The following is a 17,188-nucleotide window of genomic DNA, read 5'->3' on the forward strand; positions in this document are numbered from 1 at the left end:
CTGCCCGGGGTGCTGTCGGACCGTAGAGGCTAGTCGCCCTTGGGTGCCGCCTGCTGCACCACGTCGAAGGACCACAGGGTGGACCCGCTGGCCGCCGGCCGGGGGCGCTCGCCGCCCTCAGCGCCGCCGCCCTGATGCGCTGTCTTCATCGGGCCCTCCATCCACGCCTGGAAGGACTCCTCGTCGCGCCAGCGCGTGTAGACGAGGTAGTTGTCGGTGCCCTCGACGGGCCGGAGGAGTTCGAACCACTCGAACCCGTCGGAGTTCTCGACGGCGTGCGCACGGGAGGCGAAGCGCTTCTCCAGCGTCTCGCGCTGCTCGGCGGGGACGGTCAGTACGTTGATCTTGACTACGCTCATGGCGCTCATCCTGCCGCACGGCGGTCGGCAGACGGGCGTCGCCCCGCGCAGAGGCGTCGCCGCAACGGGGCGCCACTCGGGCTCACGCCTCTTCGGCGAGCAACTCGTCCAGCTTCTCGCCCGCTCCCCAACGCCGCAGAGCGGAGCCGTCGAGCAGACGGGTTTTGCCCTCCCGGCGTGCCCATCGGACGTCGCGGGCCGCGAAGGTGCCCCGGTGGACGACCAAGCGGAGGACCTCGTCGTCCGGCTTCCCGCGGCGCGCATGGGGATGCGGCGGCTCTTCGTCGGGCAGCGGCTCGGCCACCGGCCGGAAGGACACGTCCAGGTGACAGCCGTCGGTGTTTCGCGCGCACACGTGTGGCCGGTCGGGCGCGGGTATCAGCCGTACTCGCCAGCCGTCCCTGCGCAGCATCCGCGCCACGGCCAGCGCGAGGCCCTGGGTGTCGAGTTCGAGAAGGTCGTCCGGCGTGTAATACCCGAGGCGCCGACGAGCACCCGGGCGCCGACGCCGGGCCCAGAACGCGACGGCAGCCACGACGACCACGGCCCCGGCGAGCGGCACCGCGACCCCCGCGGCACGGTATCCCCAGGCGAGCAGCGCGACCACGGAGCAGACCGCCGCCACCAGCAACGCGAGCGCCGGCAGCACCTCGCGGAACCTGGGCCCGTAGAGTCCGCGGGCTCGCAGCAGTCGCACGGCTTGCCGCCGTTGCGCGCGACGCGATTCGAAGGGGCCGGACGTCCACGACAGGCGCGCCACAGTGCCAGCCCCCCAATGCCTCCCCGGTGCCACCGTGATGTGGATACCCACTTCGCAGCCAAGTGCCTTACGGATGGCGGGAATTCGGCCATCCGACCCCGCGCACGGAGGCGCGCAGGGGGCGCATCCCGGTAGCGAGCGGGATGCGGCGGCCCAGCAGCGGGCGCAGCACCGTCCCCGGCTACCGGCGGCGGCCTCACGGAAGCCGCCACTCCGCCCGTCCCCGCGTCAGCCCCCGCTGCTCTCCCGCACGACGACCCGGTGTCCGGCCACATGGTCCTGCAACGGCCCCCCGTCCGGACCGTCGATCCGTTCCAGCAGCAGGGCCACCGCGGCACGCGCGATCTCCCGCTTGTCCGGGGCCACGGTCGTCAGCGAGGGCACGCTGAAGCGGGACGCCTCGATGTCGTCGAAGCCGACCACGTCGAGGTCGCCGGGGACCGAGCGGCCCAGCTCGTGCAGGGCGCGCAACGCACCCAGCGCCATGTGGTCGTTCAGGCACAGCAGTGCGTCCGGCGGAGCGGCCCGCTGCATGAGCGCCGTCGCGGCCCGGGCGCCGTCCTGCCAGTGGTACGCCTCCACCGGCACCACCAGCCCTGCGTCGAAGGGCAGCCCGGCCGCCTTGAGCGCCTCGCGGTAGCCGTCGGTGCGCAGCCGGTCCGTGCCCTGGCGGCCGCGCACGGCGCCGCCGATCACGGCGATGCGGCGCCGGCCCCGGGCGAGCAAGTGTTCCGTGGCGTCCCGGGCCGCTCGCTCGTTGTCGATGCCGACGTGGTCGGTGCCCTCGACGGAGCGCTCGCCGAGCAGGACCACCGGCAGTCTGCGGTCGCGGGTGGCGAGGTCGTGGGGGAGCAGGGCCAGTGGGCTGAGGATGACGCCGTCGGAGAACTGTGTGTCGAAGCCCCGCAGTGCGGCCAGTTCGCGCTCGCGCACGGCGCCGGTCTGGTGGAGCAGGACGGTACGGCCGCGGCGGTCGGCCTCGGCCATGACGTGCTTGGCCAGCTCGGAGAAGTAGGCGACGTCGAGTTCCGGTACGGCCAGGGTGATCATGCCGGTGCGGCCCTGCCGTAGCTGTCGGCCGGCGATGTTGACCCGGTAGCCCAGCGCGTCGATCGCCTCGCGCACGGCGGCCCGGGTCTGCTCCGAGACGTGCTCGAAGTCGTTGATCACATTGGAGACGGTCTTGGGGGAGACCCCGGCGTACTCCGCCACGTCCTTGATCCTCGGTCTGGCCGCCACGTTTCCCCATCCTTCCGCTCACCGTGATCGTACCGACCGTCACGAATCGATTTCGGGCCGCGCCATCCTGGTTCCGAGTATTTATATCGATGTAAACCCATGGTGCCATGAGCCTCGCACCGATCGGCACTCTCGATGCAAGGAGCCCCATGCCCGTCCCGCACCTCCCGGACGTCCCCCGTCCCGAGCATGGCCGACGTGATCGCCTTCATGGCCCGGCTCGTCGACGGCACGGTCAACCCCCGCCGACTGGACTACGCCGCGGCCATCGCCGCCTTCGCCAACCGGCAGACGGCGATGATCCTTTCGGGAGGGTGGGAGCTCGGCACCTTCCGCGCCGCGGACGAGAACGTCGGAGCGGCCCCGTTCCCCACGGTGTTCGGCACCCCCGCCGTCTACGCCGACGCGCCCGCCTTCGTCCTCCCGCACCACCCCGACCCGGACACCGAGCGCCGCCGCCGCACCCACCGCGCGGTCGCCGCCCTGCTCAAGGCGGGCCAGATCTGGGCCACCGCCGGCCACATCCCGTCCTACCGGCCGGTGACCCGCACGGCCGAGTACCAGCGCCTGAAGCCGCAGGCCCACTACGTGCAGGCGCAGAGCCATGTCGTGCTCGACCCGGCGGTCTGGTTCGCCGGCGCCGGATCCGACTTCCAGAACGCCATGTCCCGGTCCTCCAGCAGGCCCTCCTCGACGGCCTCGCCCCCGACCGCGCGGCGCGCGCCATGGTGCGCCGCCTGAACACCTTCCTCTCCAAGCCCAGCCCGGCCTGACCCGGCTGCGAACGATTCCCGCGCAGGAGGCACAACGATGTCCTCTCCCCACGCCTCGCCCCGCACCGGGGCCCTGTCAGTACGCCGGCTGCTCTCCCCCTGCCTGCTCTTCGCGCTCCCCTTCCTCACCCTGTTCGCCGTCTTCATGCTCTGGCCGCTGGGCCAGGGACTGTGGATGAGCCTGACCGACACCTCCCTGTCGGCCCACGACCCGTCCTTCATCGGCCTCGACAACTTCACCGAGGCCTTCGGCGACGCGGAGATGTGGCGCGCCCTCGGCCACACCGTGTGGTTCACCGTCCTGTCGACCGTCCCGCTCGTCGCGGTCGCCCTCGCCATGGCCCTGCTCGTGCACACCGGCCTGCCCGGCCAGTGGGTGTGGCGGCTGGCGTTCTTCGCCCCCTACCACAGCACCGCGACCACGTCGGTGCCGTAGCCCTAGCCCCGGCAGGACGGCAACAGCCCGAGGCCGATGTGCGCGCCCCGGTTGTGGGTGTCGATGCCCCACAGGTTCGCGGTGCCGACGAGTGTGCCGCCCTCCAGCTCGATCACGGAGAAGGGGACGTGCGGACACGGACACGGACACGGACATGGACTCGGATACGTCGGTCATGCGTCCCTCTCCGGTACGGCGCGCGGGATCTCGACCGTGATACGCGTACCAGCCCCGGGTGCACTGTCGACCCCGACCGTGCCGCCGAGCAGCCGCGCCCGCTCCTGGATGCCGAGCAGCCCGAACCCCTGGGAGACGGCGCCGGGCTCGAACCCGCGGCCGTCGTCCGCGACGACGAGACGCGCGCTGTCCGCGCCGAACGTCAGGGACACGGTCACGTGCCGCGCATCCGCGTGCCGCCGCACGTTGGTGAGCGCTTCCTGGGCGGCGCGGTAGAGGGCCGTGAGCGCCGTCCCGTCGGGGCCGAGAGCCTCGTACGGCTCGCCGTCGACCTGCAAGGTCGCCTGGATCCGGCCGTCATTGAGCTCCCGTACGAGATCGGCCGGCGCGGCCGGGAGCGGGAAGGGCGCGGCATGGTCATCACGCAGTGCCCGTACCGATGTCCGTACGTCGTCGAGGGCGAGCCCCGCCGAGCGGCGGGCGTCCGCCACGGCCTGGTCGGCGGTGTGCGGATCGTGGCCGCGGAAGGCGGCGGCCTTCTCCAACTGGACGGCGATCGCGGTGAGATGGTGCCCGAGACCGTCGTGGATGTCGCGGGCGAGCCGGTTGCGCTCGTTGGTGGCCGACAGTTCGGCGACCCGTGCCGCGTACTCCTCCAGCCGGGCCCGTCCCCGCTGCTCGCCGATCGCCACCGCGGCCATGGACAGGGCGAGGACCAGGCCGATGAGCAGCATCAGCAGGTCGGAGACGTACTCCGGGTCGGCGTACCAGGCGGGCTCGGACAGCGTGTAGAGAGCAAGGACCACGGCCACGCAGCAGACGGTCAGGGCGAGTGCGGCGGTGCGGCCGAAGGCGAAGTACGCGGTGAAGGGGACCAGCACGAGCAGCGCCCTGGACAGGCCCGACTCGTCGAGCGCTGCGACGGCGACGATGAGGACGAGCCGGGCGGCGAGCACGGCCAGGGGCGGGCGGAGCGGTCCGCTCTCCAGGAGGAGGAGCAGGAGGATGCCTGCGACGAAGGCGGCGGTGGGGGCAGTGGCGAGGGAGCTGGTGTGGGCGGCGGCGGTCAGGCCCGCGATGAGGACGGCGAGGTAGAGGAGCGGCGCTACCCAGGAAACGGGACGGGAGGGACCGGCGGGCACGGGGCCGGTGTCCGTGGCGCCCATGCCAGAGCTCGTACTGTGGCCGCTCATCCCCAGTGTCGCCATCGCCCCTCCCCGCCCCAGGCTACGTGGACCGGCCCCGCCGCGGACCCTGCCGAACGTCATATGACCTTTGGCCGCGAGGACTGGACGGCCGGCACTCACGGCCCGCCCCGGGCCGCTCCTACATTCGCCGTGTCCCGCTGAACTGCGGGAACCGTCGTCCTCGGAGTGTGCCGTCATGCTGCTGGCCCCTGCCCCTTCGTTCTTCCGCTTCGGTGCCGTGTGCGGAATCCTGTCCGGCCTCTTCATCGCACTGCCCGGCGCCATCGAGGCCTTCACCGGCGAGACCACCGCCACCAGCTTCGTCCTGGGCGTCTCACCTGCCTTCGCCACGCCGCTGCTCGTCGCCCTGCACCTGCGCCAGCACGGCGAGGCGGGTCGCGGGGGCGCGATCGCGTACGCCGTGAACCTCATCGGCCTCGGGCTGTTCGGGGGTGCGGCGTTCACGCTGAACATGGCGCTGTTCGGCCTCGACGACGCCACGTTGGAGGAGGTGCTGAGCGGGACGGCCCGGGCAGCGCTGCTCGGGAGCGCGGTCGTGTTCGCCGTCGGCACCGCGCTGTTCGGGCTCTCGATGGTGCGCACGGGGCTCTGTCCCAAGGTGCCCTCGTGGGGGTACGCCGTGATGCTGGGCGCGCTCGCACTGGTCGCGCCGCTGCCCGACTCGGTGTTCACCAGCCTCGTCCATGTGTTCGCGGGCGCGTCGGTGACGTGGCTCTCGCTGTCCTTGTGGGGGTGGGTGCGGTCGGCGGACACTGCCGTGCACCGGGCGGCCGCTCCCGTTCGGTGACGGCGGCCGGCGCCGATCGAGACACCCGGGGAAATTCCCTCGCGCTGTGGCCGGAACGGCCCGAGACTCCTCCCATGGCTGACATGGGGGCGTTCCGGGACGCGGTCACCGCGTGGGCGGCGGGTGGCCCCGGCGAGCCCGCGCATGATGTGGCGGCGTCGCTGTCCGTCCGGGTGGCCGTCCTGCTCGAAGGGTTGAGCGACGTCGCGGCGGTCAGCGCGCTGGCCGAGCGTCGCGGCCGGGACCTGGCGGCCGAAGGGATCTGCGTCCTGTCGATCGGCGGTGCGATGAGCGTCGGCCGCTACGCCCGGCTCCTCGGCGCACCCGGCCTGGGCCTTGCTCTCGCCGGCCTGTGCGACGAGGCGGAACGTCCCTACTACGCCCGCGGCTTCACGCAGGCCGGTGCGACAGAGCAGGACTTCTACGTCTGTGCCGCGGACCTGGAGGACGAGCTGATCCGCGCGCTGGGCGTGCCACGGGTGGCGGAGCTCGTCCGGGCGGAAGGCGACTTCCGAGCACTGCGGACCTTCCTGCGTCAGCCCGCACAGCAGGGCCGCACCCCCCACCAGCAGTTCAAGCGCTTCCTCGGAACGAAGAAGGGCCGCAAGATCCACTACGGCCGGGTCCTCGTCGAGGCCCTCACCGCCGACCGCGTCCCGGCCCCGCTGGAGGGCCTGCTCGCCGGCCTCGCGGCTCGGTAGCACCCGACGTCGAGGGCACCGTGTGACCTGGCCCGGCCGTGGAACTCGGTGTCCATGAACCGACAGGAAGTCCCTCAGGTGTCGTACTGGCTGCAGACCGCACCGCCCGGTGATCCCTTTCCGGAGCTGGTCGAGGACCTGTCCGTCGACGTTGCCGTCGTCGGGGCCGGCATCGCGGGCCTCAGTACCGCCTGGGAGCTGTGCCGACGCGGCCGGAGCGTCGCCGTGCTGGAGGCCGGGCGGATCGCGGCCGGAGTCACCGGCCACACGACCGCCAAGCTCACCGCTCTGCATACGCTCGTCTACGACCGGCTCCGCCGCACCCGTGGCCCGGAGGGCGCTCAGCAGTACGCACGTTCCCAGTCCGACGCGATCCGGTGTGCCGCCGGGATCGTGGAGGAACTCGGCATCGACTGCGAGTGGGAGGAGACGGCGGCGTACACCTACGCCGAGGACAGCGCCCGCGTGGAGGAACTGCGGGCGGAGGTGGACGCGGCCCGCGCGGCCGGGCTGCCCGCCGAGTTCGTGACGGAGACCGAGCTGCCGTTCGCCGTCGCCGGCGCGATCCGGCTCCCGGGCCAGGCGCAGTTCCATCCGCGCAAGTACCTCCTGGCGCTCGCCGACGGCATTCGGCGCCGCGGCGGACTGATCCACGAAGGGACCCGGATCGTCGGCCTCACCGAGGGCGAACCGAGCGTCGTGACGACCGAGACCGGTGTGAAGGTCACCGCCGACGCAGTCGTGGTCGCCACCCACTACCCCGTCTTCGACCGGGCCCTCCTCTTCACCCGGCTCTCGCCCCGCCGCGAACTGGTCGTTGCCGCCCCGGTCCCCGCCGAGACGGCCCCCCGCGGCATGTACATCACCCCCGAGCAGAACACGCGCTCGCTGCGCAGCGCCCCGTACGCGCACGGACAACGGCTGCTCATCGTGACCGGCGAGCACTTCACCCCGGGCACGGGCGGTGACGTCGAGGAACGCTTCCGGCGGCTGTCCGAGTGGGCGGAGGGGCATTTCGGCGGGCTCACCTTCACCCACCGGTGGGCTACACAGGACAACGACCCGACCGACTCCGTCCCCCTGGTCGGCCCACTGCATCCCGCGAGCCGTCACGTCTACGTGGCCACCGGCTTCGGCGGTTGGGGGCTGAGCGGCGGCATCATGGCCGGTCAGCTGCTGAGCACGCTCGTCACCGGCGGGAAGTCGCCGTGGAGTGATCTGTACGATCCCCGGCGCGTGGCCTCGGTCGTAAGGGAAGGCACCGAGTTCCTCAAGCACCAGGCCCAGGTGGCACGGCACTTCGTCGGTGACCGCCTGCCGTCACCGTCGGGTCCGGCGGTGACGGACATCGCCCCGGGCGACGGAGCCGTGGTGCATGTGAACGGGCAGCGCAGCGCCGTCCACCGCGACGACGACGGCGAACTGCACGCCGTCTCCGCGCGCTGCACCCATCTGGGCTGTCTGGTGGCCTTCAACCGCGCGGAACGGGCCTGGGAATGCCCCTGCCACGGCTCCCGGTTCGACCCGCAGGGCCGCGTGCTCCAAGGGCCGGCTCTGCGGCCGTTGGAGCAACGCGACCTCTGACTACGGAAGTGGTGTGCCGCCCGTCGCGTTGAGGATCTCCGCCGTGACGAAGCCGGCCTCCTGGGAGGCGAGATAGACGTACGCCGGAGCCAGTTCCGCGGGCTGCGCCGGGCGCCCCAGGGGGCTCTGCTTGCCGAACTCGACGGTGTCGGGCAACGTCGCCGGGATCAGCGGCGTCCACACCGGGCCCGGTGCGACCGCGTTGACGCGGATGCCACGGTCGACGAGCATCTGGGCCAGTCCCTGGGTGAAGGTGACGATCGCGCCTTTCGTCGTCGCGTAGTCCAGCAGATGCGGGCTGGGCTTGTAGGCCTGCACCGACGTCGAGTTGATGACGCTGCCACCCTCGGGAATGTGCGGCAGCGCGAACTTCGTCAGCCAGAACATGCCGTAGAGGTTGGTGCGCATCACCCGGTCGAACTGCTCGGTCGTGATCGCCTCGATGCCCTCGGGCTGGGACATCTGGTAGGCGGCGTTGTTCACCAGGACGTCGATGTGTCCGAACTCCCCGACCGCGCGCTCGATCAGGGCCCGGCAGTTGTCCTCCTCGCGGATGTCGCAGGAGACGGCGACCGCCTTGCGGCCGGCGTCCTCGACGAGCCGGGCGGACTCGCGGGCCTCGTCCGCCTCCTCCTCAAGGTAGGTGAAGAGCACATCGGCCCCCTCCCGGGCGAAGGCCAGGGCCACCGCCCGTCCGATGCCGGAGTCGCCGCCGGTGATGACGGTCTTGCGGCCCTCAAGGCGTCCGGCACCGCGGTAGCTCTCCTCACCGTGATCGGGCGGCGGGTCCATCGGCCCGGTCCACCCGGGGTGGGGCTGGTCCTGCGGGGGGAAGTCGGGGCGCGGGTGCTGGGTGGCCGGGTTCTGCTGGGTGTGCTGCGGATCGGTCACGACGGCCTCCTGACCGCTGGGCGGGCATGAACGGTGACCGAGTTCCCCGCCTCTTGCCGCCTGAAAGGGGCGCGGGCTGATCCGGGGTCGATGACCGGGGTCCGGTGCTCAACTCGCCCACGCCAGCAGCCGCTGCCCCGTCTCGGGCTCCCGCAGCCGCGCCAGCGACTGCTTCTCCAGCTGGCGTACGCGCTCGCGGGTGAGGCCGACGTGCCGTGCGACTTGTTCGAGGGTGCGCTGCTCCCCGTCGTGCAGGCCGTAGCGGAGGCTGAGGATCATGGCCTCGCGGGGTGCGAGGGTGCCGATGGCCTTCCTCAGGTCCTGGGCGAGTGCCTGGTACTCGGCGACGTTCGCGGCCTGCAGCACCTCGGTGTCGGGGATGAGGTCGCCGATCACCGTCTCACCGGCCTCGTCGACCGGGGTGTCCAGGCTGACGGCCTGGCGCCCGACGCGGCGCAGCCAGCCGACCCGGTCCACGCTGAAGCCGCTGTCCTGGGCCGCTTCCTCGGCGGTGGGCTCACGCCCCAGATCGAACCGCAGACGCCGTTCGATCTTGCCGAGCTTTCGCAGCTCCTCCACGACATGCATCGGCAGCCGTACGGCCCGGGCGTGCTGGGCGAGGCCTCGCTCGATCGCCTGGCGGATCCACCAGGTCGCGTACGTGGAGAACTTGAAGCCCTTGGTGTGGTCGAACTTCTCCACCGCCCGGATCAGCCCCAGGTTTCCCTCCTGGATGACGTCGAGCAGGGGCACACCCCGGTGGGCGTGCCGCTTGGCCATCGCCACCACGAGCCGGAGGTTGGCCCGGATCATGTGGTCCTTGGCGGCCGTGCCGTCGCGGGCGACCGCATCGAGGTCCTGGCGCCGCTCCGGCGCCAGCTCCCGCTCGTAGGCGTCGGCCTCGCCCAGTTCCTCGGCGGCTCGCACTCCGGCCTCGATGCGCTGGGCCAGCCGTACCTCGCCCTCCGCGGTGAGCAGCGGGGTCGCCGCGATCTGGGTCAGATACTGGCCGAGTAGATCCGGCTCCTCGTCGGGCTCCGGCACCCGGCCGCGCGCACGTGCGGAGCGGGTGGAAGCGCCGCGGCTCACCCGGGGTTCCAGCGCGGCAGTCTGTGTCAGGGAAGACATCCTCACGGCCCTTCGTCCGGTCTCAGTCCCCTCCATCACCGGGCTCTCCGAGTACCCGAGGAGCCCACGACGAACCGGGCCCCTCGCCGCCTTGGCTCACGCACAGGGCGTGCGCCTGCCGGGTGCTCGGTGGGCCTCGGACCGCCGTACGCCCTGCGGCCGGGCGCGGACACGGCCTGGCCCGACGGCACACCCGAGGCGGGCGCCGTGTACCGGCTGCCGGACGCGCCCGGCCCGCGGGCCGGGATCACCAGTGACGGACGCCGGCCGGTGGACCGGCGGCCGCCGCGTCGCGACCCGCTTCGCCCCCGCGCCCGACGGCAGCCCTCGACGCGACCACGACACCGTATGAGTCCCGCCATTCCCCACCCGGCTCGGCCGCCGCATCCCCTGCCCGGCGAGTTTATGGACGGGCCGTGAGGGCAATCGGCCACGAGGCCGTAGCGACGGTCGCGTCATGCAGTGCGCGTCGGACCGGGCGGAGGACCGGAGATGACCGACAAGGCCCCGGACACGGACGTTCTGGTGGTGGGCGCCGGCCCCACCGGACTGCTCCTCGCCGCAGAACTCGCCCAGACCGGCGTCGCCACGACGCTCGTGGAGCGGCGGCACACCGAGTCCAATCTGACCCGGGCGTTCGCCATCCACGCCCGCACCCTGGAAGCCCTCGACGCGAGGGGGACGGCCGACGAACTCGTCGCCGGCGGCGTGACGGTCGACAGTATCCGGATCTTCGGCGCGGCCGACCTGAACCTGACCCGGTTGCCCACCCGATTCCCGTTCGTCCTGGTCACTCCGCAGTACGAGACCGAGCGTGTGCTCCGGAAGCGGGCCGAGGCGGTGGGCGTGCGGATGCGGTGGGGGACCGAGCTGGTCTCGCTGCGGCAGGACGCCGACGGGGTCGAGGCCGAACTGCGCGGGCCGGACGGGACGGTGCGCACCGAGCGGACCCCGTACCTGGTCGGCGCCGACGGAGTGCACAGCACCGTTCGCCGCGCGGTGGGACTGCCGTTCATCGGCCGTTCCTCGGTGATGAGTTCGCTGGTTCTGGCCGACGTACAACTCGCCGAGCCCCCGACGGACGTACTCACCGTCAACGGCACCGGCGACGGCTTCGCCTTCATCGCGCCCTTCGGCGACGGCTGGTACCGGGTCATCACCTGGTACCGGCACCGCCAGCTGCCCGACGACGCGCCCGCCACGCTGGAGGAGGTGCGCGAGGACACCCGCCGCGCGCTCGGCACCGACTACGGCATGCACGACGCCCGCTGGCTGTCGCGCTTCCACAACGACGAGCGCCAGGCCCCGCACTATCGCCAGGGCCGGGTCCTGCTGGCCGGTGACGCGGCCCATACCCATTCGCCCGCCGGCGGGCAGGGCATGAACACCGGGCTGCAGGACGCCTTCAACCTTGGCTGGAAACTGGCCGCCGTCGTACGCGGCCGCGCGGACGACGCCCTGCTGGACAGCTACGAAGCCGAGCGCCATCCCGTCGGGCAGGCGGTGATACGCAGGACCGGGACGCTGGTCCGGGTCGTCCTCCTGCGCACGCCGCCCCTGCGGGCCGTGCGCGGACTCGTCGGCAGGACCGTGCTCCATGCCGGACCCGTCGTGGACAAGGTGGCGGGCGCGCTGTCCGGGATCGCCATCCGCTACGAGGCCGGGCCGCACGCTCATCCGTCGGCCGGGGCACGGGCGCCCGACCTGCCGCTGTCCGGTGCGGGAGGGGCGAACAGGCTGTACGAGGCGTTGCGGACGGGGAGGTTCGTCCTGCTGACGGCGGACCCGTCCGAGACGGCTGCGCTCGACGGCCGGGTGGCGGACGCGGTCGACGTCCACGCCGTGGCGGACAGCCGTGCCGCGGCCGTACCTCCCCTGATCCTCGTACGCCCGGACGGCTACGTCGCCTGGGCCACCGACGAGCCCGACCGCGACCACCGCCGACGGGACCTCACTGCCGCGCTGGACCACTGGTGCACAGCGCCGGACCGGGACGCAGCCCGGTCGGGGTGAGCCTGATTGTTCAGGCACCCCGATTCGGGGTACTGGGGAGCAACCCACGCCGGAGGACAAGGCCTGCGCGGTCCTCGAGAGCCGGACCGGATCCGGGCGCTGGTCATTCCGCCGCCCTGGCAGGACGTGTGGATCTGCCGCAGCGAGACCGCACGACGCCGTGCCGCCCACCCACGGCCTCCCCGAAGTCGTGTCTTGGAGCCGCCCAGGCGCGGGTACTCGGCGAGCGCAAGGCCTCATCGCCCTGGAGTCCAGGACCACGGTCTCCCCACGGAGAGGCACGAGAAATGAACGAGAAGAATCCTGATCCGGACCCGCGCAGCACCCCCGGTCTGGAGCCCGGCGGCAGCGTGCCGCCCGGCGAGACACCGCCCGCAGAGGGCAGCACACCCTGGGCCGGCCCGCAGGAGAGCTACAACCCGGCGAAGGGCTGGGCCAAGGGCCCGCTGCTCATCATCATGATCGTCGTCGTACTGTGCGCGGCGTTCTTCCTCGCCTTCGCGCTGTCACTGGCATTGTGACCAGGCCCGATAAGGCTGAAGCCCGAATGTTTCCAGCAGGCCTGAGGGGAACCCGGCCGTCGGCGACCCCGAGGAATCCGACCCCCGAGGAATCCGACCCCAGGAGGCGAAGATGAGCGACGAGCACATGGCGGACGACGTCTATCAGCCCACGGGGAGCAACGAGGAGCAGGAGGACGCCGCTCCGCTGGACCTTCAGGACGCGGTGGACGAGCGCACGTACGACGACATGCTCGACGACGGCTACTCCCCGCCGGACGAGCCGATGAGTGTCACCAGGACAGGCACCACGGCGTCCGAGCAACACGAGGGCGAGTCCCTCGACGAGAGGCTGGAGCAGGAGGTACCCGACGTGACGGCGCCGGACGCGGACGAGGGCGCGGGGACGGACACCGCCGAGGACGCGGCGAGGGGTGCGGAGGAGGCCGCGGTGAACGTCGTGCCCGACGAACAACTGCCGCCGGCAGGTGAAGTGGGGGAGTGAGACCACAAACTGCATGCCTGGCGCAGACGTTGAGGCTGCGGGCACGGGTCCCACCGTGCCCGCAGCCTCGTTCCCGCGGCCACTCAGGCACGCAACGAGTGCCCCAGCGCCCCCGGGGTAAACCCCCCACACCCTTGGTTGCGGTGGCCGAGCCGCCGGAGGCTCTCAACAGGGCCCGCCCCGGCCCGGGTTCCCTGTGATAGGGGCTGCCCTCCTCCTCTGCATTGGCCAAGAAGCACCGCCGACTGGCCCCCGACCTGCTGCACGACGGACACCGGGCCGTGGCTCGCACGCCCGGTAAAGATCCAAAAGCAGGTGTTGCCGGCAACCCCGTCGCATAATCTCGTGGAGGAAGACGTCAGTTGCCCTGTGTATCCACAGTCAGGAGGCGATGGTGCTCGAAAGGGGCACGCGGCTGCTCGCGGGCGCCGTAGTCGTGGCCTGTGCGGTGCTCGTCGGCCCCAGTGCGCCAAGCGGTGCCCCCATCGGCAGGCCACTGCCCGCCGACGCCGAGAGCGATGTCGTACCGAACCGGGTCATGACGTGGAACCTCTGCAACCCCTGCGAGGAAAGCAACCTCGACCGGGCAGCGGAGATCGCCACGTACGCACCCCAGGTCATCGGCCTGCAAGAAGCCTGCGCGCGCGACGTCGCGAGGATCCGGGACTACCTGGAGAGCGTGTACGGGCTGGTGTACCACGTCGAGTACGGGACGGTGCTTCGGAATTGGGGCCGCTGCGGGGGAGCGCCATGGCGTCCGGGGGCCTACGGCCAGGCGATCCTCTCGGCGGCACCGATGACCGACCACGTCAACGTGGAGTACCCCGACGGCGGATCCGAAGACCGCGGATACATGGCAGTCACCACCCGCGTGGGCGGCCGGCTCGTCCGGGTCTTCAACACACACCTCGCCGAACGCCGTCAGGAACAGGTCCGAGCCGACCAGACGGCCGTACTCGCCGCCGCCGTCGCCCGGCACGACCGCGCCATCGTCCTCGGTGACTTCAACGCCGTACCGGACGCCCCCGAACTCGCCCCGATATGGGCAGTGGCCGCGGATGTCGACCCCGAGTGCCACCCCTCGCCCGTCGGCACCTGCGAGCCGACGACCGAATGGCAGAGCAAGTTCGACTACGTTTTCCTGCGCGGCATGGCCCCGCTCAATCACCGCGTGCAACCCAGCCCGTATTCGGACCACTCCATGCTGCAGACCGACCTGGCATCCACGTAACGGACCGGCTGGGGGCATCAGCGTGAGTCGCGCAGCTTGAGAATGTATGTCGCGGTGAGCGCGACGGTACGGTCTTCGTCGCCTGCCAGTTCCGCCAGAGCGCGCGACGCCGTAGGGCCGGGGATGTCCGCGAGCGCCTGGGCGAGACGTCGACGTCCGGAGCCGGCGGCGCCGCCCAGACGGTCGACGAGGCCGGCAGCGATCGTCTCCGCCGGCGAAGGCTCACTGGCCAGCGTGCTCAGCGCATCAGCGGCATCGACGTCGCTCACCTCATCGGCGATCATGTCGATGAGAGTCGGGATCGAGTCCGCCACTCCCCGTGCTCCCAGCACCAGCGCCGCGCACCTGCGGACCACGAGGTCGGAGCTTGCGAGGGCGTCCTGGAGCAGGGCGGTCGCGGCAGCGGTCGGAATCTCGGCGACGGCCTGGACGGCACGCTTGCGAACCTCGGCCTCCGACGAGCCCAGGCCCTCCGCCAGCAGTGCCAGTCCTTCATCACCGGTCTGAGCCAGAGCCCATCGAAGGGCTCCGGCGACGTTCGGCTCCGTCTCGTTCAACGCGGCGTCGACCAGAGCCTCCACCGGCACCGGAACCTCCTCGACAGAGGACAAGGCCGCGCGCTGGCGCTTCCCCGCGCTCTCCGAGCCCAAGGCCTGGAGGAGGGAGACGGTCTGGAGGACGTCCTCCCAACCGGTGGGCTCCGCGGCATCGATGCGACGGAGCTGCCGGAGCAACTCCGTCTCCCGCGCGAGGCGTTCCCGTGTCTGGCGGATCAGGTCGGCGACCAGCGCCGAGGGCCGGAAGCCGGGATCATCCAGGGCGCGCCCGACATCGCGCAGCGACAGTCCCAGCGACCGCAGGCTCTCGATATGGAAGATCCTCTGGATGTCCGCGCTGGAGTACTCGCGATAGCCGGTCGAGGTACGTCCTGTGGGCCGCACCAGGCCGAGTGACTCATAGTGCCGGAGCATGCGAGCGCTGACCCCGGACCGCCGTGCCACATCGCCGATCAACACCGCTGCTCACTCCTCCTGCCCGCTGGGACCCAGGGCTACGATGCGCTTCGCCTCCTCAAGCGCGAACTCGAATGCGGTATCCGGGTGGCGCAACAGCCGCTCCGTGGCGATGGCGTGCTGCCGCACACGAACGACGCGATGCGTCGTCGCGACGCGCACAGCAGGCTCGGCCACCTCACCGAGTGCGAGCAGCGCCCGGCTCAGGCTCAACTGCGTTTCCCGTCCACCGCGGCCGAGCTGGGTCACCAGTACCTCGGCCAGCTCGGGCTTCTCAACCTCGGGCACGAGTATGACGGCAGCTCGCCAAGCGCTCTGCGCCACCTCGTCGTCGGCGTCGGTCAGATGCGCACGTGTGATCGCCGGCCAGGCCTGCCGGTCGCCGACCTTGGACAAGGTGTGCAAGGCCTGACTTCGTGCCTGCGCACAGTCCGAACGGAGTTCATCGATCAGCTTCGGGACCGTGATCTCCGCTGAATGCCGGGTGAGCGCCCACGTGAGCATGTCCCGCACATAAAACTCAGGCTCAACCGCGCATCGCGCAATGAGCCCGTCCACGCATCGGGGGTCGGGAGCCGTACCGACCGCCAGCGCCGCTCTGAGCCGCACCGTTGAGCTGCTGTTCTGCAGGCCTTGGAGCGCTGCCATCGTGTTCGTGTTCTCTGGGGACATGGAGAGCACCTCCTTGGCCACAGTGAAGGCCTTGTCACGGTGTCAAGGTCAAGCCGCCGAACGGCCGGCCAGGCGTTAGAGTCCAGCTGTGCGTTGATCCTCCGGGCGGCGGCCATGTGCAGCCGCAGACGGTGCGGGGCGTCTCCTGTCACGGGGCGGCCCCGGCAGACATACCCGTCATCACCTCACCGGAGATCCCCACCATGACTGCTGAGCAGCCACTCACCTACGACGCGTTCGTCGAACTCGCCACCGCTGATTCAGCCGTCGTCGGCCTCGTCCTCAAAGGCTCCCGAGCCCACGACGGCATGATCACGCGCCATTCCGATCACGACCTGTACGTGATCATCGCCGACGACGCCCCGACCGACCTCACCCGCTTCGGGGGCCACCGCACCGCCGACCTCGACCTCGTCATCGTCTCGCTCACGCAGTTCCGCGCAGCCGGAATGCCCGGCTTCGAACGCTACGCCCTCGCCCGTGCCCACATCCTCCTCGACCGCCTCGACGGAGACATCGCCCAGATCCTCGCCGACAAGGCCCGCCTGAACGCGGACGAGGCATTCCAGGACTCCCGCGGCTGGCTTGACGCCTACGCCAACTCTCTCTACCGCTCCCTCAAAAACCACCGCGACGGCCGGCCTCTCGCCGCTCGCCTCGACGCCGCCGACAGCATCCGCTATCTGCTCGAACTGCTCTTCACCCTTGACCGCCGCCCCCGCCCCTACAACAAGTACCTGGAGTGGGAGCTCGTACGACACCCCCTGCCGGGCTGGGACACCGACGTCCTGCTCCATTGGCGACACGAACCTCCCCGGCGGGATCGACCGGATCAAGATCACCGTCTGCGCGCTGGAGAACGGCGTCCAAGAAGACTGCTCGAATCCCGTGAACTACATGAAGCCCTGACCTCGGAAAGCGCTGGTCAGCCGGGGGTTCGGCAGGCGCAGTTCGAGGCTTCCCGCCTTCTTGATCAACTCTCGGACTCCGCCTCATGAAAGCGCAAGGTCAGACACGTGCGCCGTCGTCGACGAGCTGTACCCGGAACCGGCCTTGGCGAGGGGCCACGGGCAGGCGGCCGGCTCCCAGGTCCGTCAGCAGCGCGGTGGGGTCCGTGCTGAGAGCGACGGTGCAGGGTGAGCGGTCGAGCTGCGCCCGCAGAAGGCCAAGGTCCAGTTGGAGCACGTCCGTCAGCCAAGGCACGGCCGGGC

The 17,188-nt window shown here is 71.2% G+C and carries 19 protein-coding genes and 2 pseudogenes; 11 read left to right on the plus strand and 10 right to left on the minus strand.

The window, feature by feature from the left end:
• Positions 1 to 29: 29 nt before the first annotated feature.
• From RMT89_RS04830 to RMT89_RS04840, 3 genes are all read right to left on the minus strand, one after another.
• Positions 30 to 359 carry an antibiotic biosynthesis monooxygenase gene (locus RMT89_RS04830; RefSeq protein ID WP_315882646.1) on the minus strand — a complete coding sequence of 110 codons (330 nt, stop codon included), beginning with the start codon at positions 357 to 359 and terminating at the stop codon, positions 30 to 32.
• An 82-nt stretch (positions 360 to 441) separates the two neighbouring features.
• Complete coding sequence (locus RMT89_RS04835; RefSeq protein WP_315882647.1) at positions 442 to 1,056, minus strand: hypothetical protein; 615 nt, start codon at positions 1,054 to 1,056, stop codon at positions 442 to 444.
• Positions 1,057 to 1,347: 291 nt separating this feature from the next.
• On the minus strand, positions 1,348 to 2,358 hold the full coding sequence (locus RMT89_RS04840) for a LacI family DNA-binding transcriptional regulator (protein ID WP_315882648.1): 1,011 nt from the start codon (positions 2,356 to 2,358) through the stop codon (positions 1,348 to 1,350).
• 189 nt (positions 2,359 to 2,547) lie between these two features.
• Here RMT89_RS04840 and RMT89_RS04845 point away from each other — a divergent pair, with 189 nt between their 5' ends.
• Both RMT89_RS04845 and RMT89_RS04850 read left to right on the plus strand, forming a co-directional pair.
• Positions 2,548 to 3,099: a hypothetical protein gene (locus RMT89_RS04845; RefSeq protein WP_315882649.1), complete on the plus strand. Its 552-nt coding sequence runs from the start codon at positions 2,548 to 2,550 to the stop codon at positions 3,097 to 3,099.
• A 69-nt stretch (positions 3,100 to 3,168) separates the two neighbouring features.
• A pseudogene (locus RMT89_RS04850) lies at positions 3,169 to 3,537 on the plus strand (carbohydrate ABC transporter permease); the annotation flags it as partial.
• Between the two features lie 35 nt (positions 3,538 to 3,572).
• Here the strand turns inward: RMT89_RS04850 and RMT89_RS04855 are convergent.
• Both RMT89_RS04855 and RMT89_RS04860 read right to left on the minus strand, forming a co-directional pair.
• Positions 3,573 to 3,698 (minus strand): annotated as a pseudogene (locus tag RMT89_RS04855) (GNAT family N-acetyltransferase); the annotation flags it as partial.
• Positions 3,699 to 3,740: 42 nt separating this feature from the next.
• On the minus strand, positions 3,741 to 4,910 hold the full coding sequence (locus RMT89_RS04860) for a sensor histidine kinase (protein WP_315882650.1): 1,170 nt from the start codon (positions 4,908 to 4,910) through the stop codon (positions 3,741 to 3,743).
• A 217-nt stretch (positions 4,911 to 5,127) separates the two neighbouring features.
• Between RMT89_RS04860 and RMT89_RS04865 the strand changes: the two genes are divergently transcribed.
• From RMT89_RS04865 to RMT89_RS04875, 3 genes are all read left to right on the plus strand, one after another.
• A complete protein-coding gene (locus tag RMT89_RS04865; RefSeq protein WP_315882651.1) occupies positions 5,128 to 5,739 on the plus strand; it encodes a hypothetical protein in 612 nt (203 codons plus the stop codon).
• A 74-nt stretch (positions 5,740 to 5,813) separates the two neighbouring features.
• Positions 5,814 to 6,440, plus strand: coding sequence for a TOPRIM nucleotidyl transferase/hydrolase domain-containing protein (locus RMT89_RS04870; RefSeq protein ID WP_315882652.1), 627 nt, complete (start codon positions 5,814 to 5,816; stop codon positions 6,438 to 6,440).
• A gap of 54 nt (positions 6,441 to 6,494) precedes the next feature.
• Positions 6,495 to 8,024 carry an FAD-dependent oxidoreductase gene (locus RMT89_RS04875; protein ID WP_315882653.1) on the plus strand — a complete coding sequence of 510 codons (1,530 nt, stop codon included), beginning with the start codon at positions 6,495 to 6,497 and terminating at the stop codon, positions 8,022 to 8,024.
• Here RMT89_RS04875 and RMT89_RS04880 read toward each other — a convergent pair whose 3' ends face one another.
• Entirely contained in the window at positions 8,025 to 8,915 is an 891-nt protein-coding gene (locus tag RMT89_RS04880) for an SDR family oxidoreductase (RefSeq protein ID WP_315882654.1), read from the minus strand.
• Positions 8,916 to 9,023: 108 nt separating this feature from the next.
• The gene (locus RMT89_RS04885) at positions 9,024 to 10,043 is read right to left on the minus strand and encodes a sigma-70 family RNA polymerase sigma factor (RefSeq protein ID WP_315882655.1); all 1,020 of its coding nucleotides are present in this window, start codon (positions 10,041 to 10,043) and stop codon (positions 9,024 to 9,026) included.
• A 492-nt stretch (positions 10,044 to 10,535) separates the two neighbouring features.
• Here RMT89_RS04885 and RMT89_RS04890 point away from each other — a divergent pair, with 492 nt between their 5' ends.
• The 5 genes from RMT89_RS04890 (at position 10,536) to RMT89_RS04905 (ending at position 14,292) form a co-directional block, all read left to right on the plus strand.
• A complete protein-coding gene (locus RMT89_RS04890; protein WP_315882656.1) occupies positions 10,536 to 12,056 on the plus strand; it encodes an FAD-dependent monooxygenase in 1,521 nt (506 codons plus the stop codon).
• A 6-nt stretch (positions 12,057 to 12,062) separates the two neighbouring features.
• Positions 12,063 to 12,347, plus strand: a complete 285-nt coding sequence (locus RMT89_RS45860; RefSeq protein WP_399497594.1) for a hypothetical protein — start codon at positions 12,063 to 12,065, stop codon at positions 12,345 to 12,347.
• Positions 12,344 to 12,577, plus strand: coding sequence for a DUF6480 family protein (locus tag RMT89_RS04895; RefSeq protein WP_315882657.1), 234 nt, complete (start codon positions 12,344 to 12,346; stop codon positions 12,575 to 12,577). The genes RMT89_RS45860 and RMT89_RS04895 overlap by 4 nt, the downstream gene beginning before the upstream one ends.
• A gap of 112 nt (positions 12,578 to 12,689) precedes the next feature.
• A complete protein-coding gene (locus tag RMT89_RS04900) occupies positions 12,690 to 13,061 on the plus strand; it encodes a hypothetical protein (protein WP_315882658.1) in 372 nt (123 codons plus the stop codon).
• Between the two features lie 391 nt (positions 13,062 to 13,452).
• On the plus strand, positions 13,453 to 14,292 hold the full coding sequence (locus RMT89_RS04905) for an endonuclease/exonuclease/phosphatase family protein (RefSeq protein WP_315882659.1): 840 nt from the start codon (positions 13,453 to 13,455) through the stop codon (positions 14,290 to 14,292).
• 17 nt (positions 14,293 to 14,309) lie between these two features.
• On the opposite strand, the gene RMT89_RS04910 is transcribed toward RMT89_RS04905, so the two are convergent.
• Positions 14,310 to 15,308, minus strand: coding sequence for a HEAT repeat domain-containing protein (locus RMT89_RS04910; RefSeq protein ID WP_315882660.1), 999 nt, complete (start codon positions 15,306 to 15,308; stop codon positions 14,310 to 14,312).
• A gap of 6 nt (positions 15,309 to 15,314) precedes the next feature.
• Positions 15,315 to 15,977 carry a HEAT repeat domain-containing protein gene (locus RMT89_RS04915; protein ID WP_315882661.1) on the minus strand — a complete coding sequence of 221 codons (663 nt, stop codon included), beginning with the start codon at positions 15,975 to 15,977 and terminating at the stop codon, positions 15,315 to 15,317.
• Between the two features lie 203 nt (positions 15,978 to 16,180).
• Here RMT89_RS04915 and RMT89_RS04920 point away from each other — a divergent pair, with 203 nt between their 5' ends.
• Positions 16,181 to 16,975 (plus strand): hypothetical protein, encoded by a 795-nt coding sequence (locus tag RMT89_RS04920; RefSeq protein ID WP_315882662.1) that lies wholly within the window; start codon positions 16,181 to 16,183, stop codon positions 16,973 to 16,975.
• Positions 16,976 to 16,985: 10 nt separating this feature from the next.
• On the opposite strand, the gene RMT89_RS04925 is transcribed toward RMT89_RS04920, so the two are convergent.
• Positions 16,986 to 17,180 carry a hypothetical protein gene (locus tag RMT89_RS04925; RefSeq protein WP_315882705.1) on the minus strand — a complete coding sequence of 65 codons (195 nt, stop codon included), beginning with the start codon at positions 17,178 to 17,180 and terminating at the stop codon, positions 16,986 to 16,988.
• Positions 17,181 to 17,188: the final 8 nt, after the last annotated feature.

The organism is Streptomyces sp. P17, assembly GCF_032436805.1.
Lineage (GTDB): Bacteria > Actinomycetota > Actinomycetes > Streptomycetales > Streptomycetaceae > Streptomyces.

What these genes read in the sequence shown, in the direction of transcription:
- RMT89_RS04830 (WP_315882646.1), bottom strand. Translation starts at nt 359, where the DNA reads ATGAGCGTAGTCAAGATCAACGTACTGACCGTCCCCGCCGAGCAGCGC.
- RMT89_RS04895 (WP_315882657.1), top strand. Translation starts at nt 12,344, where the DNA reads ATGAACGAGAAGAATCCTGATCCGGACCCGCGCAGCACCCCCGGTCTG.
- RMT89_RS04885 (WP_315882655.1), bottom strand. Translation starts at nt 10,043, where the DNA reads ATGTCTTCCCTGACACAGACTGCCGCGCTGGAACCCCGGGTGAGCCGC.
- RMT89_RS04845 (WP_315882649.1), top strand. Translation starts at nt 2,548, where the DNA reads ATGGCCGACGTGATCGCCTTCATGGCCCGGCTCGTCGACGGCACGGTC.
- RMT89_RS04900 (WP_315882658.1), top strand. Translation starts at nt 12,690, where the DNA reads ATGAGCGACGAGCACATGGCGGACGACGTCTATCAGCCCACGGGGAGC.
- RMT89_RS04875 (WP_315882653.1), top strand. Translation starts at nt 6,495, where the DNA reads ATGAACCGACAGGAAGTCCCTCAGGTGTCGTACTGGCTGCAGACCGCA.
- RMT89_RS04860 (WP_315882650.1), bottom strand. Translation starts at nt 4,910, where the DNA reads ATGGGCGCCACGGACACCGGCCCCGTGCCCGCCGGTCCCTCCCGTCCC.
- RMT89_RS04865 (WP_315882651.1), top strand. Translation starts at nt 5,128, where the DNA reads ATGCTGCTGGCCCCTGCCCCTTCGTTCTTCCGCTTCGGTGCCGTGTGC.
- RMT89_RS04890 (WP_315882656.1), top strand. Translation starts at nt 10,536, where the DNA reads ATGACCGACAAGGCCCCGGACACGGACGTTCTGGTGGTGGGCGCCGGC.
- RMT89_RS04870 (WP_315882652.1), top strand. Translation starts at nt 5,814, where the DNA reads ATGGCTGACATGGGGGCGTTCCGGGACGCGGTCACCGCGTGGGCGGCG.
- RMT89_RS04915 (WP_315882661.1), bottom strand. Translation starts at nt 15,977, where the DNA reads ATGTCCCCAGAGAACACGAACACGATGGCAGCGCTCCAAGGCCTGCAG.
- RMT89_RS04905 (WP_315882659.1), top strand. Translation starts at nt 13,453, where the DNA reads ATGGTGCTCGAAAGGGGCACGCGGCTGCTCGCGGGCGCCGTAGTCGTG.
- RMT89_RS04920 (WP_315882662.1), top strand. Translation starts at nt 16,181, where the DNA reads ATGACTGCTGAGCAGCCACTCACCTACGACGCGTTCGTCGAACTCGCC.